The sequence below is a fragment of the Bradyrhizobium sp. 160 genome, from assembly GCF_023073735.1.
Classification (GTDB): Bacteria; Pseudomonadota; Alphaproteobacteria; order Rhizobiales; family Xanthobacteraceae; genus Bradyrhizobium.
In genome coordinates, this window is sequence record NZ_JADPKD010000067.1 from 92,116 (window position 1) to 108,107 (window position 15,992).

Below are 15,992 nucleotides of genomic sequence, written 5' to 3' on the forward strand. Positions count from 1 at the left end.
CAGCTCTCGAGCAATCCGCTCGATCAAGAAAACGGTACGCCCCTTTTTGTTCGAGCACCCAGTGAATAACTTCCGTTCGGGGAAACTTATCGTGATGCTCACGGAGGCCTTATCGAAATGGCAGGAGCAACAATCTTCGCGTGCAACACTGGTGGTCGTTCTCCGAGGAACTACTGCGCAAGGCTTTCGTTGTGCAGGTTCTTGCTGACAGAAAAGGAACACGATCATGGACCGCGAACACGTGAAGGGCGCTGCCGATAAGGCAAAAGGCGCCATCAAAGAAGGTGCCGGCAAGCTCAGTGGTGACAAGGACATGGAAGCCGAAGGCAAGATTGATAAGGCCAAGGGATCAGCCCACAACACTGCGGGAGACGTGAAGGACGCAGCGCGGGACGCTGCTGACGCCCTGAAGAAATAATCAGAAGAGGGAAGACTAAAATACTAGCCGCCTCTGGGCGGCTTTTTTTCTTTCCGACTGACCGGTCTGGCGCGGTGTAGGCGGCGCTTTAGCTGACGGGCTTCTGAAACAAACGCCGCTTGAAAGAGCGGCCCGTCCTCGCCGCGCACTCCAATTGCTAGGGGGCAGCACCGCAAGACACCAACTTCGTCATGTGTGAAACAAATCATTATGGAAGCAGCGAGGAAAGCGGATCGTGAAAGCTGAGCTTGTGGCGCGTGGCCTTCGTTTTGCTCGATCATTCAACCACACAGAAGCGAGGGCCGATTAGGGGCTGACAGTCCGCTCAGGGTCAGCATCGGGCCTCTCATCCGTCCATCCGTCGAATTGGACGCAAGTACGTCTCCAATCGTCCGAAAGCGGACGCAGGATCGGAAGCGCTCCGGGCTGAAAATGACCAGCCTCACGAGTTGAGGAGGTCAACATGACCGATATCCTGAGCACTACTCCTGCCGTCTCGAGACACACTCCGTGGAATAAGGGAAAGATCGTCGGGGCGAAGCCGCCGCTCCGTCCGGAGCACGTCTGGTCAATTCGAACCAAGCTCCAAGTCGATGGCCGCTTGCGCGATCTGGCGCTGTTGAACGTCGCCATCGATAGTAAGCTGCGCGGCTGCGACGTCGTAGCTTTGAAAGTCGATGACGTTGCGCCGGGCGTTTGCGGCCGACCGGGCGACCGTCCGACAGAAGAAGACCGGCCGACCAGTCAAATTTGAATTAACGGAATCCACCCGTCAGGCGATCGATGACTACCTGCGGACGACCGGCAAGAAGTCAGGCGAATACCTGTTCACTGGCCAGCGGCGGACCGGACACATGACGACCCGCCAGTATGCCCGCCTCCTATCTCACTGGATCGCTGACATTGGACTGACCCGAACCTGTTCGTGACGCATTCCATTCGCCGGACCAAGGCAACTTTGATTTACCGTCGAACCGGTAATCTGCGAGCCGTGCAGCTCCTTCTGGGGCACACCAAGATCGAGAGTACCGTCCGATATCTCGGCATCGAGGTCGACGACGCCCTCGCGATAGCAGAACAAGTTGACGTCTGACTTCGGGGGCAGAGCAGACGCGCTCTGCTCTGCCCTCACAGACGGCTCCGGGCCCAAATCCGGACATTCCTGGGAGCCGCAGCCGTGTGGGTTGTGGCGGCGGACTTACTGACGCGGGGCCGGTCAGTGACGCTGACTCATCACGTTGCCGCCACCAGGCGTCGTAACCAAGCTGAGACATTGTGGCTGTTTCTCGGGCGCGTCAGGTCACATAGAATGCAGTTGCCGTTGAGGCGGAGCGGTGCCGAATCGTCGTTCAAGGCGAACGGTCATCGCTAGTGCCATCGGCAGGCTCGCGCTCTAGAGACCGACCCCTTTTTCGGGTTCGCACGAAGATTCACTCTCCGCGAAAAGCGCGCATCGCTTCTGCGGCGGCTCGTTGCTGTAACCACAGGAGAAAAGCGATGGATAAGATCGATCGAAGGTCAGCATTGGGAATCGGGTTGGCAGTGGCTTCGGCGGCCATGATGAAGCCAGCCACCGCTCAAACCGCAGGCTACAAGGATTCGACGCCGTGGCCGGGTGTCGTCGTGCGTGCTTATGAAGGCGAGACACCATCCATCATCCCCGGTTTTAAGACCGTCTCAATGCGCGATGTCATTATGCAGCCGGGATCGAAGACTATGGGTCCCCCGATGGAAAATGCCATGATCTGCCATATCACTGAAGGTGAGATGCGGCTCGAGCAGGATGGAAAGACCTTTACGGCCAAGAAGAACTTTGTCTGGACCTGCAACAAGGACACAAAAGAGCAGGCGTTCAACGATGGGAACGTGGTCGCAATCATGCGGATCACGGACCTGAAGGCTTAAGCCTCGTCTCTTCCTAAGAGACCCATTGCGGGTGCGGATGGCGTACTCGACGAGGCGCCATCCGCGCGCAATATAGACGGCCAATGGGTTGCCATTGAGCACACAGGCTGCCCTGAAAGATGCGAGAAGGCGCCGCCGCCGAGAATCTTATTTAAGGTCAAGCTGACGGCCGCGCCTTGAGCCACCTGTTACAACGGCAGCTTCGGGTCAAAATGCGAAGAACTCAACCTGAGCAGATCTTGTTCGCCATGCCTCAATAAGCGGACCTCGTGGAGCAACGCCGCCACTTCGCCGAAGGGCCAACAGCAGACTCACGCATCGCAGAAACTCCCATTGCTATTCAATCACCTCGTCGGCGCGCGCAAGTAGCGTTGGAGGAACGGTGAGGTCGAGTGCCTTGGCCGTCCTGACGTTGATCACTAATTCGAATTTGGTCGGCTGCTCAACTGGCAGATCGGAAGGCTTAGTGCCTTTAAGAATCTTATCGACGTATCCGCCTGCACGACGCCAAAGTCTGGGAAATCAGGACTGTATGAAATTAATCCGCCGCCAGTAGCGTACTGTCGGCCGAGGTACATCGGTGGGATGCGATGCTTGGCTGCCAGTTCAGTAGTTCGCATGCTGTTGCGACTGATCAAGGCATCGCCGAAAACGATCATTGCATCCACGTGCTGAGACGCAGCCGAGGCAAAGGCGATGTCTAACTCCTCCGCAGTTGTCGCCTCTACTACGGGCGGAGCAATTCCGAGTTTTCGGGTAGTTTGAGGCAGCTCTTCAGCTATTACTCTCTTGTGGATTGGATTGCTTTGGATTAGCCAGGACCCGGCGCAGGCCGCAGCGAGTCTCAATCGCTGCGGCCCTTTTCGTCTAGCCCGCCGGCGGGAACCGGCGGGCCATAGAGCTTCACAATAGTCCCGTGCCTGATCGCCGCGCCATCGAGGGATCGACGCTGCCAAGGATGGTTCGTCGTCGTACTCGTTGTCCACGGTATAGCCGGCGCTCCAGCTGGTTTGATGGTCGGCCGGTCGCACTGCAGCACCGAACTTCAGCACCGAACTTCGGTCGGCAGTTCATGTTTCGGCTCAGTCACACCGGCGCCTACTCAGCTGTAAAAGATCAATGGCAAGCAGATGTAGGTCCAGCAGAACAGGATGGCCAAGCCGCCCAGGACTATGATGTCTTCAGTCATGTCGAATGCCGCCATTTTCCTGATATTGTCCGACGGAATTTGCGAAGACAACCTGAGGACGTGCACAACAGCAGCGCGCCGGAGCACGTAGGCCGCGAGCCGCCCCTCCCTGCATAATGCGGTGTCGCACGAAAAAACCGGCCTACCGAGCTTAGGCGCCCCACCCTTCACGACTTATTTTGACCACTTGGCAGCTGACAGTCAGTGTGATTGCGGCCGAGCGCTCGTAGCCATAGCAGGAGCAGACGTTGTTTTGGACAAGCTAGAGCCCAAATCGGCGCCCCGCTCAATCCTCAAGCATACGCCCACATTGGTCCTGGCCCAACGGGGCCCAGTCCTGGTGGGGAGCGAGGGTGAACTGGAAGACGGCCCCCCGAGGCTTATTCCTCGTCACCCACAACCGTCCGCCATGAGCTGCGATGATCGACCGACAAATGGCCAAGCCCATCCCTAAGCCGTGCGATTTGGTCGTGTAGAACGCTTCGAAAACGCGTTCTTCACTCGTCGGGTCGAGCCCCGGGCCCGAGTCTCTCACGGAGACGCGTACATCGCCCGCAACATCCCTTTCCGTGCTGATCTGCAGCTCCCGCGAGCCGTCCTCAACGCTGTTCACGGCGTCGATGGCATTGAGGATCAGATTCAGGAGCACCTGCTGCAGCTGAATGCGCTCACCTTCGATCTGCGGCAGGTCCTCCGCCAGTTGCATCCGCAGCGAAATCTTATGCCTCACCGCCTCGCTTCGGACCATGGCGACGACGTCCAGCACGGCTTCGTTGAGGTCGAGGCGGCTTCTGGGTACCGGCGCTTTCCTGACCATAGCACGGATACGGTGGACGATCTCGCCAGCTCGTCGGCTATCTGCGACAATGTGCTCGAGGGACTCGCGGGCCTTGTTCAGATTGGGCGGGTTAGCGCGCAGCCAGTTCAAGGCGGCGTCCGCATTGGTGAGCACAGCCGAGATCGGCTGATTGACCTCATGGGCAATCGAGGCCGTCAGCTGCCCAATCGTCGCGACACGACTGACATGAGCGAGTTCGACCTGGGTCTTTTGCCGTTCAATGACAGCCTTCTTGAAAATTTCGATCGCACCCGCCATCGCGCCGATTTCGTCACGCCGATCAATCCCGGGCACGTCGATGCTAGTGTCGCCCTTGGCGAGTGCGGTCATGGCGCCGGTCATTCGGGTGATCGGCGTCGCGATAGCGCGCGTGAGTAAAATGCCCATCAACACCGCGATCAGGAGCGAGGCTGCGGCGCCCAGCGCGGTCGCCGTGTATGCAGTGGCGTACGCCTGCTTCTGCACGGCGTCGCGCCTTGCCAACAGATCGCGCTCAGCCTTCTCGATTTCGTTCGCCTTGGCGCGGATGGCGTCCATCGCAGCCTTGCCGGTCGACCCCTCCAGCGTGCGTGCGTCCTCGCGCGTCTCGGGGGTCGCCATCAGCGCGATCTCGCGCTCGGCGGTCTCGATGCGCCACGTGGACGCCAGCTCGTTCAACTCATCGAGCCGGTTTTGCTGGTCTTGGTTATCCGAAGTCTGTGCTTTTAATTTCCGGATCGCCGCACTGAAGTTGTCGCCACCCCTGCGATACGGCTCCAAGAATTTCTCGTCGCCACTGAGCAAATAGCCGCGCAGACTCGTTTCTTGATCAAGCGCTGCGGCCACCGCCATCTCTAGCGTGTCCAACACGTCAGTGGTATGGACACGCCAGTTTTTGGCCTCTTCGATCACGCCAAGTCTGTCATATACGATTGCGCCACTCACAAATATGACGGCTATCACGGCTGCAAACGCGGCCATCAATTTGTGCAAGATCAGCAAATTCGCGAAAGGGGACACAGTGACCCTCAAGGCCGAAATCAGCGGCCGAACAGCTGGCTAACTCAAGATTGCTCCCAAGCGGTGGCATTCGCAAGAATTTGGCATGGGACGTGATAGGGGCAAAGCAGCGCAGCCTTCCCCTGAGTGGAGCATACAGCATCTCGTCGGACAACTGGGAAACTAGGCATGCGGTGCCGTCGGACACAACAGGCCCTCATATCGATGCGACCTTCATGATCTCCAATGTTCCGCGCCAGATCATCTCAACTGCCACATAGAGAATGACGGCCAGTCCGACGTAAGCGAGCCATCGATGCGTTTGCAGAAGGCCGGCAATGAAAGAAGCGGCCAGGCCCATCATCGCGATGGAAAGCCCCAAGCCGAAAATCAAGACCACGGGATGGTCGCGTGCCGCCCCTGCGACCGCAAGGACATTGTCGAGAGACATGGAAGCGTCGGCCACGATAATCTGCCAACTCGCTTGGAAGAGCGTTTTGCGGGGTTTGCTTTCTGCAATGGCCCCTATGTTCCCTTTCCAAACAGTGGACCCTGCGGGAGACGTGCGCAACTCTCGCAACATTTTCCAACATACCCATAGCAACAGGATCCCGCCAGCGAGCAGAAGGCCGACGATCTGCAGGATTTGCGTGGCTATCCCCGCTAAGAGAAGACGCAATATCGTCGCGGCGACGATCCCGATCAAAATGGCCTTGGCTCGTTGCGCTTGAGGAAGTCCCGCTGCAGCAAGGCCGATGACGATGGCGTTATCACCAGCGAGCACAAGATCAATCAGAACGACCTGCACGAGTGCGCTAAGAACATCCGTATGAAGATGGTCTATCAAGGGTTATGGTCCCAGGTTCGGCTCCGAGCGAGGCGCGTATTTATCTGCCAGCTCGACCCATACAAGTTACCTCCAAAGCCCTTATACAGATCCAGTTCTAGTCCATCGCGGCTCGATCGCTAAGGTAACTATCTCCGGCAGCGGCGTCCGAATGTGGTCCGGAGTCTGCCCGAAAAGCAGTGCTACTTGATCTGGCTCGCCAAAAATCGCTGCGGCGCAACCGATCATTGTGAACGCACCTGCGATATCCCAGAGAGAAATTTTGCTCACCGTTGCAGTCCCTGACTTTGCCAGGGCCAAGAGCGCGGTGATCATCGCGTCCGAGAAAAACAGAAGACTCAGCGCTGGTAAGACGAGTTGCGAGTCCAGCAAGAATATTATCAAAAGGGCCGGAGCCGCGACCAGCATGCTCAACAGCACGAAGATGCAGAATGTTTCTCGCCAAGGAGCATTCCAACTTGCATGAGAAGCGATCATTGCCTCCTGCATACGAGCATCTTATAAGGGCCACTTACTTTGCGGAACGACCTTGTTCCAGTTGGCTGTTCTTTTGAGTCTTGCAGCTAATGTTTTTTGGTCCTACTGCGCCGCCCCTCAATCAGCGTAAGAACGCCAGCGATCATTACGGCAACGACGACGATGGCTGCCAGCCCCTCCACCGAGGCCAGGGACTCAAACCACTTGATCCAAAGCTCAATCATGTGCTGGCCCCTCTGAAGAGCGCACCCACGATCGATAAAATCCTCTCTAAAGACGACCACCGCAATCAGAAAGACAATGCTACGCATTGTCGCGCGCGTTTTAACCGCGCGGCAAGATGACCGCGAGCCGTTTAGCACGCACACACCCCTCCTTCTATTGGAACGTGCCCTGACGGCGCGAGTGCAGGTGGGTGGTTCGACGCCCTCAAAACGGAGAAATTCGGTAGCGTTGCGGCCTGATCACCCACAGGACGCGCGCCCGTCAAAGCATCGCCGGCGACGGCTCGGCCCGGTTGTCCAGGTGGCCGCTGCATCGCTGTTCGCTACGCTAATGTCCTTACCTGATGCCGACCACCGAAGAGAAAGCCGCCGGGCACGTCGGACACCTCCAAGCTCGGAGATCGCGCATGCCGCCGCCGGAACCTCGCTCTAAAGCCGGGTCTGCTCGCCACCCCTTGTGCGGTATCGCCTTTTCGCAAATACGGCTGATGAGCGAGGAAACTTTTGCGGGCCGGTGCGTTCGTTGTCGTGCAAAGTGCGCGCTGCGATGGGGAGGACTGCTATGCGAACCACGATCGTTGCGATGCTTGTAGCTGTTGGAATTACGTTAGCCTTGCCGGGGCTGGCCCAGCAGCCGACGGCACCGAACCCGCAGATGCAGGAGGAGGCGGACAAGGGCATCAAGACCCGCCAGTCCGGCGAGTCAGGCTATGTCGGCGAGCAGGAAAAGCCAGGTGCTTCTGCTCATCCTCCTGGAAAGAGTGACACTGCTGCGCCGACAACCGGCCCAACCAGTGGCACCTCCATGCGGACCCCCAAGTAGCGGCGAAAAGCAGCGGTGAGCTGAGCCTCGCCGAGGCGCGCGCGACCCGCGCCTGGCGTGTAGTCCCTTGCTCTTGCGTCTCGCTCGAGAAGCCACACGTGCCTGACTTCGAGGCTCTACAGTGGGGATAGAGACGGACCAATGCGAAGTCCGAAGCAAACGCGACGGTCGCTTTTTTCGCCATGCTCGGAGCGTTTCTAACGGCGAGGAGGTTCGCTGCGGCGCAGAAAGACCAGCCCGGCAGCAGCGATCGGCCGAGGAAAGGCGACCTTCTTGTGGTCTCAGAGCGTGACCGCGCCGGCGGCATCATCGTGCCCGACGACATGAGGCTCGGTGAGGCGCCGCTGCATGCCTGGCCAAAGGACCCAAAGACTTCGGTTGTCCGCAACGGCTCGCGGCTCAACGAAATCCTCCTCATAAGGCTTGATCCCGGGGACATGGATGAGGAGACCCGCTCGCGCTCCGCGGAGGGCATTGTAGCCTATTCGGCGATCTGTACTCATGCCGGATGTTCTGTCACCGGCTGGCTGAAGTCGGACGTAGGCGACAACGACGTTCTCAAGTGTTTTTGTCACAATTCCGAGTTCAATCCCCGGGAAAGCGCGCAGGTCGTGTTCGGGCCCGCGCCTCGACGTCTGGCGGCATTGCCGCTGGCAATAGCCGACGGCTCGCTCACCATCGCTGCAACATTCGTTGGAAAGGTAGGTGCTCAACAAGCAGGGTGACGAGTAGTCGCATCGGATTCCCGTGCCACAGCTGTTCGCATTATTTATGGTCGGCAAGAGAAAGAGCTTAGGGAGATGGCGTCCATGACCAAAAGGCAATGGCTAGTCAGGTTGTGTTGCGTGCACGACCTTTTTCTCGACCGCCTCATTCGGTGGTCCGATCGAAAATTACAGTCCAGTGACACAAGCCAGGCTGGAAAATCCGGAACCTAGTAACTGGATGCTGTACCGACGCACCTACGACGGGCAGGGCTACAGTCCGCTCGAGCAGATCAACACTTCAAACGTCAAGAATCTCAAGCCGGTGTGGACTTTCTCCACTGGCGTGATCGAGGGCCACGAGGCGCCACCGATCGTTAACAACGGGGTGATGTTCGTCACCACCCCTATGGGACAGGTAATCGCCCTGAACGCCAAGACCGGCGAAGAGTATTGGCGCTACAAGCGCCAGCTACCGGATGATTTGTTCCAGCTGCATCCGACCAATCGCGGCGTCGGTCTGTGGCAGGACAAGCTCTATCTGGCCACAACCGATGATCACGTGGTTGCCCTCGATGCGAAGACCGGCAAGGTGGTCTGGGACACCAAAGTCCAGGACTATAAGAAAGGTCAGTATCTCACCCTGATGCCTCTCGTCATCGACGGTAAAGTCATCGTCGGCGGCTCTGGCGGTGAGCTCGGCGTCCGTGGTTACGTCGTGGCCTTTAACGCAGATAACGGCAAGGAGCTGTGGCGCACCTTCACCATTCCAGCGCCCGGTGAACCCGGCAGCGAAACGTGGACGGGCGACGACTGGAAGACCGGCGGCGGATCGGCTTGGATGACCGGCAATTACGACAAGGACACCAGGACCATCTACTGGGGCATTGGCAATGCTGCGCCGTGGCCGGGGGACGCACACCCGGGTGACAATCTCTATACGAGCTCCGTGCTCGGCCTCGATCCCGATACCGGTAGGATCAAGACACATTTCCAGTACCATCAGAACGACTCCTGGGACTGGGACGAAGTAGAGGCGCCGATACTGGTCGACCTGCAAAGAGATGGCCGCACGGTCAAGAGCCTGATCCATCCGGGCCGCAACGCCATCTTCTGGATCTTGGAGCGTAAGCCGGACAAGATCAGCTACGTAGCCGGCTGGCCCTATGTTCATACAGACGTCTGGAAAGGCATCGAGCCCGAGACCGGCAAGCCGATTGTCGACCCTGCGCACAAGCCGGTGATCGGCAAGCGGGTCGAGTTCTGCCCGTCACTGTGGGGCGGCAAGGACTGGCCTTGGGCGGCCTACAGCCAGAGGACCAAGTACGTCTATGTGCCGGCCAACGAGAACACCTGCGGCGGCTTCACCGGCGAGAAGGTTGCGCCGAAGCCTGGCGAACTATGGCTTGCCACCAAGCCTGAGGACATCGGTCTGACGCTCCGTCCCGGCGCCACACACATTGGCGAATTGCAGGCTTGGGATCCCGCAACCGGCAAGAAAGTCTGGTCTCACAACTTCCCGAAATCGCAACTGTTCGGTTCGGTACTGGCGACCGCGGGCGATCTCGTCTTTGTCGGCGGGACCAACGATCGCAACTTCCGCGCTTTCGATGCGAAGAGCGGCGAACTCTTGTGGGAGCTGAAGACCAACTCAGGCATCATGGGTATGCCGGTATCCTATGAGGTGGATGGCACCCAGTATATCGCGATCCAGTCCGGCTGGGGCGTCGACGCGCAACGCATCCAGGATGCGCTCGCCACCCAGAACGTCGGGGTTGAAAACAACGTGCCGCAAGGCGGGGTGGTCTGGGTATTCGCTGTGCAGAAATAGCCGCGCCACGACGCGATGAGCGGCGGACAGAAGCGTCCGTCGCTTCCGTGGCGCGCAGCCACTTTGCGGAGCCGGAATGGGCAAGCGGTATGATGGAAGCTTGATTGCATGGCCCACAGGCGAGCGAAGCGCATTCTTTAGCTCGACCGTTTGCGTTTACGAGGTCCAAACGGCGCGCGTGACGAGTTCATCCTCGTAGCCACCGCCCAAAACCTTCGAAAGATGGCCAAGCTGATCCCGATGCCCAGGCCGAGGCTCGCATAGGGGTCAGTAAGAGCAGTTCCGGCCACGTCGCGAGGAGCTATTACAACGAAATACTGCCGGCCTTCTTCAACGGAATCGGCCACGAGCGGAAGCACACCGTTGAGTAATAGGATCTTCGCCTTTCGGTTCTGAAGCGATCAGATCAAAGAGAATGGTGCGACGTTGGGACAGCGTGAACGTCAGATTACATCGCTTGCGCTGCTACCAGTTTAAGCGTTGAATTCTTGCAATAATACCCGCCGCAGGCCATGCAACGGCGGCGGAGTTGTTCGAGCAATCATTCGGTTCTGCAAAGCCTGCGCGCTCTTTCGAGCGCAGCGCTGATTTGGGCCCGCGGCACAAAAACTAAGCCAGCAAACCGGCTCAACACCATGGAACCCTTTCTCGACGAGAATTTGTGACCGCGACCGCGATGTCGTCCGCAGCGTTCGTCGCCGCCCCGTATGTACGCGGCGCGCACGCTGCCGGTAACCTGTCGATTGGTTTCTGGGATCATTGGGTGCCAGGCGCAAACAAGGCTTCGACTGATCTCGTTAATGAATGGGCTGAAAGGGAAAGGGTCCAGGTTCAGATCGACTACATCACGAGCCAAGGCAATAAGCTCTCCTGACCATCTCGGCCGAGGCGCAAGCCAAATCCGGGCACGACATCCTGGCCATGCCAGCTTGGAACCCGCACGCAAATAGCCATCTGCTTGAGCCTGCAAACGATATCATGAAGGGGAGTATCGAGCAGAATGGCAAGGTCAACGAGGCTGTCCACTATCTCGGCCAAGCTGGCGGCAAGTGGCTCGGGGTTCCTGCCTGTGTCGGCAGCCAGATCCAGGCGCCCTGCTCCCGGATCGACCTGATGAGGAAGTACGCTAACATTGACGTACAGGAAATGTATCCGCCCGGAAGTCCGCCAAAAGCCGACAACTGGACGATGGACACGTTCCTGAAGGCGGCGGAAGCTTGCCACAAGGGCGGATTTCCCTTTGGCATCGGACTAGGCCAGACCACCGACAGCATGGTTGCAGCCGGCACAATCTTCCAGTCGTTCGGCGCGCAGCTCGTCGACGCAAAGGGTAACCTCACCGTCAAGACCGACGAGGTTCGGCAAACGCTCGAATATTACAAGAAGCTGATCGCTTTCCTGCCGCCGGACGTAGGGGCGTGGGACGACGCCTCCAACAACAAATGGCTGATTGCCGGCAGGGGCGCGCTGATCATGAACCCGCCCAGCGCCTGGGCTGTTGCCAGGCGCGACGCACCGCAGATTGCCGAACAATGCTGGACACACGGCTTCCCGGCGGGACCAAAGGGCCGCTTCGCTTCCTACCTGCCTTTTTTCTGGACCATTTGGGCATTCTCGAAGCGCAAGGAAGCCGCCAAGAGCCTGCTCGCGCATCTCTCGCAGCCATCATCGATTGAGAAGCTGGTGGTCGCGAGCGGCGGCTATGATCTGCCGGCCTATGAGAAGTTCACGACCCTAAAGGTTTGGGCGGAAGCGGAGCCACCGAAGGGCACGCTCTATCATTACCCCAATCCCTATAACCATCAGACGCTGTCGATCGCGGCCTCGCCGGCCCCGCCAAGAGTCGCACACCAAATCAACGTGCAGGCGACGCTGACGAAGATGTGCCTACGCTACGCGGGGGGCGAGGCGATGGAGAAGACCCTCGCCTGGGCGGAAGGTGAGTGCGAAGGCTTCCTGCGAACCTGACGATGGGAGGCGGCGGCGAGTCGGTCCACTTAGCGACTCGAAAGTGGCCAAACGCGCACCTCATGTGCGCAACCGTCCGCACGTCGATCAAAATCCGACTCGGCTTCGGGTCCAACAACGGACGTAGACGTTTCACCCGATTACCGTGTCGGCGAACGAGAAGCGCCGCGCGGGATCGTATGCTCAGCGCCCTTCTGTGAGGGGCCCCACGGGCTCGCTCCGGCGTTGGTCCTTGGATACCAGCGCTTTGCGAGACAAAAAACGTGGTTCTCGCTATGGGGTGGAGTAAACTGAGTTTCTCATTCTGGTGGGGCGGCTTGACCGCCGGCGCAGGCTGGCGCGGTGGCTGCTATACCCGGTGAGTGCGGCCTAGTGTGCGTGTGAACGCCATGGATATCTCTGCCTGGCTGCGCGGCCTCGGCCTGGAACGCTATCGGCAGGCATTCCGGGAAAACGCGATCGATGAGGCAAGCCTCCCCAAGCTGACCGCCGAGGACCTCAGAGACCTCGGCGTGACGGCGGTCGGCCATCGCCGCATTCTCCTCGATGCGATCGCCGCATTGCGAACCGAAAAGTTTCGCGACATGACCGAACATTCGGTCGAGCCTGACCGCCCGGGCGGCAAGGCTTCCGAAGCCGAGCGCCGTCAGCTCACGGTGATGTTCGCCGACCTCGTCGGTTCCACCGCATTGTCGGCGCGGCTCGATCCGGAGGAGTTGCGCGACATCATCGGCCGCTATCACCGATGTTGCGCCGAGGTAATCACCAGCTCCGGTGGCTTTGTTGCGAAGTATCTCGGTGACGGCGTGCTGGCCTATTTCGGTTACCCGCAGGCGCATGAGGAGGACGCCGAACGAGCGGTGCGTGCGGGCCTCACCTTGATCGAAGGCGTGGCCAAACTCGATGCGGGCCAGGCGAACTCGTTGCAGGTGCGCGTCGGTATCGCCACGGGCCTCGTCGTCGTCGGTGATCCGCTTGGTGAGGGCGCCGCCCAGGAACAGGCGGTCATTGGTGAGACCCCTAATCTCGCGGCACGGCTTCAGGGGCTTGCCGAACCGAACACGGTTGTCATCGCCGACAACACGCGCCGCCTGCTTGGCGGCCTGTTTGACTATCGCGATCTCGGCACATTGCCGGTCGCGGGAATTGACCATCCTGTTCATGTCTGGCGGGTCTTGGGCGCGAGCCTGGTCGCCAGTCGTTTCGAGGCCCTACGCGCCGTCAGCACGCCGTTGATCGGTCGCGAGGAAGAGATCGCATTGTTGACTCGCCGCTGGGAGCAGGCAAAGGCCGGCGACGGGTCCGTCGTCCTGATCGTCGGCGAGCCGGGCATCGGCAAGTCGCGCATCGCACAAACCCTGCTGGCGCAGTTGGGCGAAGAGCCGCACGTACGGTTGCGTTTCTTCTGCTCGCCACATCACCAGCACAGTGCGCTTTATCCCAGCATCGCCCAGCTCGAGCAGGCGGCCGGATTTCGACGGGAGGATACAGCCGAGACCCGCTTGGATAAGCTTGTGACTGTGCTGGCTCTGGCAAACAGGGAGCTGAGCGAAGCCGTCCCTCTATTGGCGGACCTACTGTCGATTCCGACCGGTCACCGCTACCCACCGCTCAATCTTACGCCGCAAAAGCGCAAAGCAAAAACGCTTCAGGTGCAGGTAGCGCAGGTCGAAGGACTCGCGGCGCGGCAGCCGTTACTGATGCTATGGGAAGACGTCCATTGGAGCGATCCCACCACGCTGGAGTCGCTGGATCTACTGATCGACCGGGCCGCGACGCTGCGCGTCCTGATGATTCTCACATTTCGACCCGAGTTCACGCCGCCCTGGGCCGGCCGTCCGCATGTGACATTGCTCAGTCTCAACCGCTTGCCCCCTCGCCACCGCGCCCAGATGATCGCGCACGTAAGCGGCGGCAACACACTGCCCAAGGAGATCGCCGATCAGATCACTGATCGTACGGATGGCGTGCCGTTGTTTATCGAGGAGCTGACCAAGTCTGTCGTCGAAAGCGGATGGATGACCGATGGCGGAGACCAAGTGGCCATCCCAACGACGCTCCAGGCCTCGCTTCTGGCGCGGCTCGATCGATTGGCGCCAACTCGAGAAGTGGCACAGATCGCAGCGACGCTGGGGCGGCAGTTTTCCCACGAACTTATCAGTGCCGTGGCCGACATGTCGCCAGCGCGGCTGGAGGGCGCCTTGGAGCAGCTCATACGCGCGGAGCTGGTTTTCCGGCGCGGGATACCGCCTGACGCCACATACACCTTCAAGCACGCACTGGTGCAGGACGCCGCCTATAGCACCCTGCTACGCAGCCGACGACAGGAGTTGCATGGCCGTATCGCCACCACGCTGGAACGCCGGTTTCCGGAGGTTGTAGCGGCTCAGCCTGAGCTTTTGGCTCAGCATTGTGCCGTAGCCGGCCTCGTGGAAAAAGCAATCGAGTATTGGGACATGGCTGGGCGTTTGGCGGTCCAACGTTCGACGATGGCCGAGGCCGCGGCGCACTTTGGCAAGGCGCTGAACTTGCTGACCAGCCTGCCGAAAAATCCGCAGCGACGGTCCAGCGAACTTTCTCTTCAGCTCGCGCTCGCGGGGGCCCTAACCGCGGCCAAGGGATGGGCATCGCCTCAGGCCGGCGAGGCGTATGCCCGAGCCCGCGAGCTATGCCGTGAAGCCCCGGAGGGGCCGCAGCTTGCGAGAGCCTGGGCCGGCGCCCACTCGTTCTTGCACAATCGCGCGGAGATCTGCGCCGCCCATCAGTTGGCGGACGAGTTGGCGGTGCTTTCAGAACACCGAAATGATCGCGATGCCAAGCTGATCGCACACCGGTGTCTGGGCGTCAGCCATTTCTTTCGCGCCGAATTCGATCGTGCGCTCCACCATCTGAGGCAATGGCCCCACTTCTATAGTGAGGCTGAGCACCGACCTCCAAAACTGACACCCCACGACGTCCGCGTTACCTGCGAGAGCTTCGTCGCCTGGACACTTCTGGTGCTGGGACAACCGGATCAGGCGCTGGCGCAAAGCCGACGCGCGCTGGCTTGGGCGCGCGAGCTGTCGCAGCCCTATACGTTGGCGTTCGCTCTGCACGTCAATTGTACCTTCCACCAACTTCGCGGCGACGGGCCGATCCTTGAGGAACGAGCCGAGGAACTCGTGACCCTTGCCACCGAGCATGGTTTTCCTCACTTCGTGGGATCAGGAACCTGCTTCCGAGGATGGGCCATGCTCGAGCTAGGAGGATCTATCGAGGCTGCCATCAGCAGGATGCAGTGGGGTCTGGCAACGAAGCGGACGACGGGTGCCGAGATCAAGGTGCCCTACTATCTTGGTCTTCTGGCGGAAGCGCACAGGCGAGCGAACCGAAGCGCCGACGCGGTGAGCTTATTAGATGAAGCTCTTGAGCTGGTGAAGCGGACCGACGAGCGATGGTATCAGGCGGAGCTGTATCGCCTCATGGCGGATGCGCTGATTGCCAGGTCCGATCGACACGATGCCGAACGCTGGCTGTACCACGCGCTTGAAACGGCGCAGAAACAGGGCGCGAGGTTCTGGGAATTGCGCGCCGCCACCAGCGCGGCCCGCCTCTGGCGCGATCAAAGCATGCACACCGAAGCCCGTAACCTACTGGCGCCGGTCTACGGCTGTTTCACCGAGGGGTTCGATACCACGGACGTCAAAGAGGCCGCCGCCCTGCTTGCCGAGTTGGCCTAGAAAAGTACGGAGGTCTGCGACTTCTGCTCCGGGGCCAACAGCGCCGGTTTGTTAGGCGCCGTGTCACTTCC

Annotated in this window: 10 protein-coding genes and 3 pseudogenes; 8 read left to right on the forward strand and 5 right to left on the reverse strand. The window is 59.8% G+C overall.

Translation table 11 applies throughout. The features are described 5' to 3' along the window. Positions 1-226 precede the first annotated feature (226 nt). The 3 genes and pseudogenes from IVA98_RS27880 to IVA98_RS27890 all read left to right on the forward strand — a co-directional run bounded on the left by IVA98_RS27880 (position 227) and on the right by IVA98_RS27890 (position 2,323). Positions 227-418, forward strand: a complete 192-nt coding sequence (locus IVA98_RS27880; protein ID WP_247336766.1) for a CsbD family protein — start codon at positions 227-229, stop codon at positions 416-418. A gap of 463 nt (positions 419-881) precedes the next feature. Beyond that, positions 882-1,511 (forward strand): annotated as a pseudogene (locus IVA98_RS27885) (tyrosine-type recombinase/integrase). Between the two features lie 404 nt (positions 1,512-1,915). Next, positions 1,916-2,323, forward strand: coding sequence for a hypothetical protein (locus tag IVA98_RS27890; protein WP_247355904.1), 408 nt, complete (start codon positions 1,916-1,918; stop codon positions 2,321-2,323). Between the two features lie 336 nt (positions 2,324-2,659). Here the strand turns inward: IVA98_RS27890 and IVA98_RS27895 are convergent, their stop codons facing one another. From IVA98_RS27895 to IVA98_RS27915, 5 genes are all read right to left on the reverse strand, one after another. Continuing rightward, positions 2,660-2,803: an ABC transporter substrate binding protein gene (locus IVA98_RS27895; protein ID WP_346657748.1), complete on the reverse strand. Its 144-nt coding sequence runs from the start codon at positions 2,801-2,803 to the stop codon at positions 2,660-2,662. A 995-nt stretch (positions 2,804-3,798) separates the two neighbouring features. After that, on the reverse strand, positions 3,799-5,310 hold the full coding sequence (locus IVA98_RS27900; protein WP_247336758.1) for a CHASE3 domain-containing protein: 1,512 nt from the start codon (positions 5,308-5,310) through the stop codon (positions 3,799-3,801). Positions 5,311-5,545: 235 nt separating this feature from the next. Further along, entirely contained in the window at positions 5,546-6,175 is a 630-nt protein-coding gene (locus IVA98_RS27905) for a TerC family protein (RefSeq protein ID WP_247301713.1), read from the reverse strand. An 81-nt stretch (positions 6,176-6,256) separates the two neighbouring features. Continuing rightward, positions 6,257-6,664: a hypothetical protein gene (locus tag IVA98_RS27910; protein ID WP_247355906.1), complete on the reverse strand. Its 408-nt coding sequence runs from the start codon at positions 6,662-6,664 to the stop codon at positions 6,257-6,259. 74 nt (positions 6,665-6,738) lie between these two features. Next, on the reverse strand, positions 6,739-6,963 hold the full coding sequence (locus IVA98_RS27915; protein ID WP_247301719.1) for a hypothetical protein: 225 nt from the start codon (positions 6,961-6,963) through the stop codon (positions 6,739-6,741). Between the two features lie 475 nt (positions 6,964-7,438). Between IVA98_RS27915 and IVA98_RS27920 the strand changes: the two genes are divergently transcribed. The 5 genes and pseudogenes from IVA98_RS27920 (at position 7,439) to IVA98_RS27945 (ending at position 15,921) form a co-directional block, all read left to right on the forward strand. Next, positions 7,439-7,699 (forward strand): hypothetical protein, encoded by a 261-nt coding sequence (locus tag IVA98_RS27920; RefSeq protein ID WP_247355907.1) that lies wholly within the window; start codon positions 7,439-7,441, stop codon positions 7,697-7,699. Between the two features lie 182 nt (positions 7,700-7,881). Then, positions 7,882-8,424 carry a QcrA and Rieske domain-containing protein gene (locus IVA98_RS27925; protein WP_247355909.1) on the forward strand — a complete coding sequence of 181 codons (543 nt, stop codon included), beginning with the start codon at positions 7,882-7,884 and terminating at the stop codon, positions 8,422-8,424. Between the two features lie 84 nt (positions 8,425-8,508). Then, positions 8,509-10,234, forward strand: a pseudogene (locus IVA98_RS27930) (methanol/ethanol family PQQ-dependent dehydrogenase). Positions 10,235-10,910: 676 nt separating this feature from the next. Then, positions 10,911-12,202: pseudogene (locus IVA98_RS27940) on the forward strand (ABC transporter substrate-binding protein). Positions 12,203-12,591: 389 nt separating this feature from the next. Beyond that, the gene (locus IVA98_RS27945; protein ID WP_247355910.1) at positions 12,592-15,921 is read left to right on the forward strand and encodes an AAA family ATPase; all 3,330 of its coding nucleotides are present in this window, start codon (positions 12,592-12,594) and stop codon (positions 15,919-15,921) included. Positions 15,922-15,992: the final 71 nt, after the last annotated feature.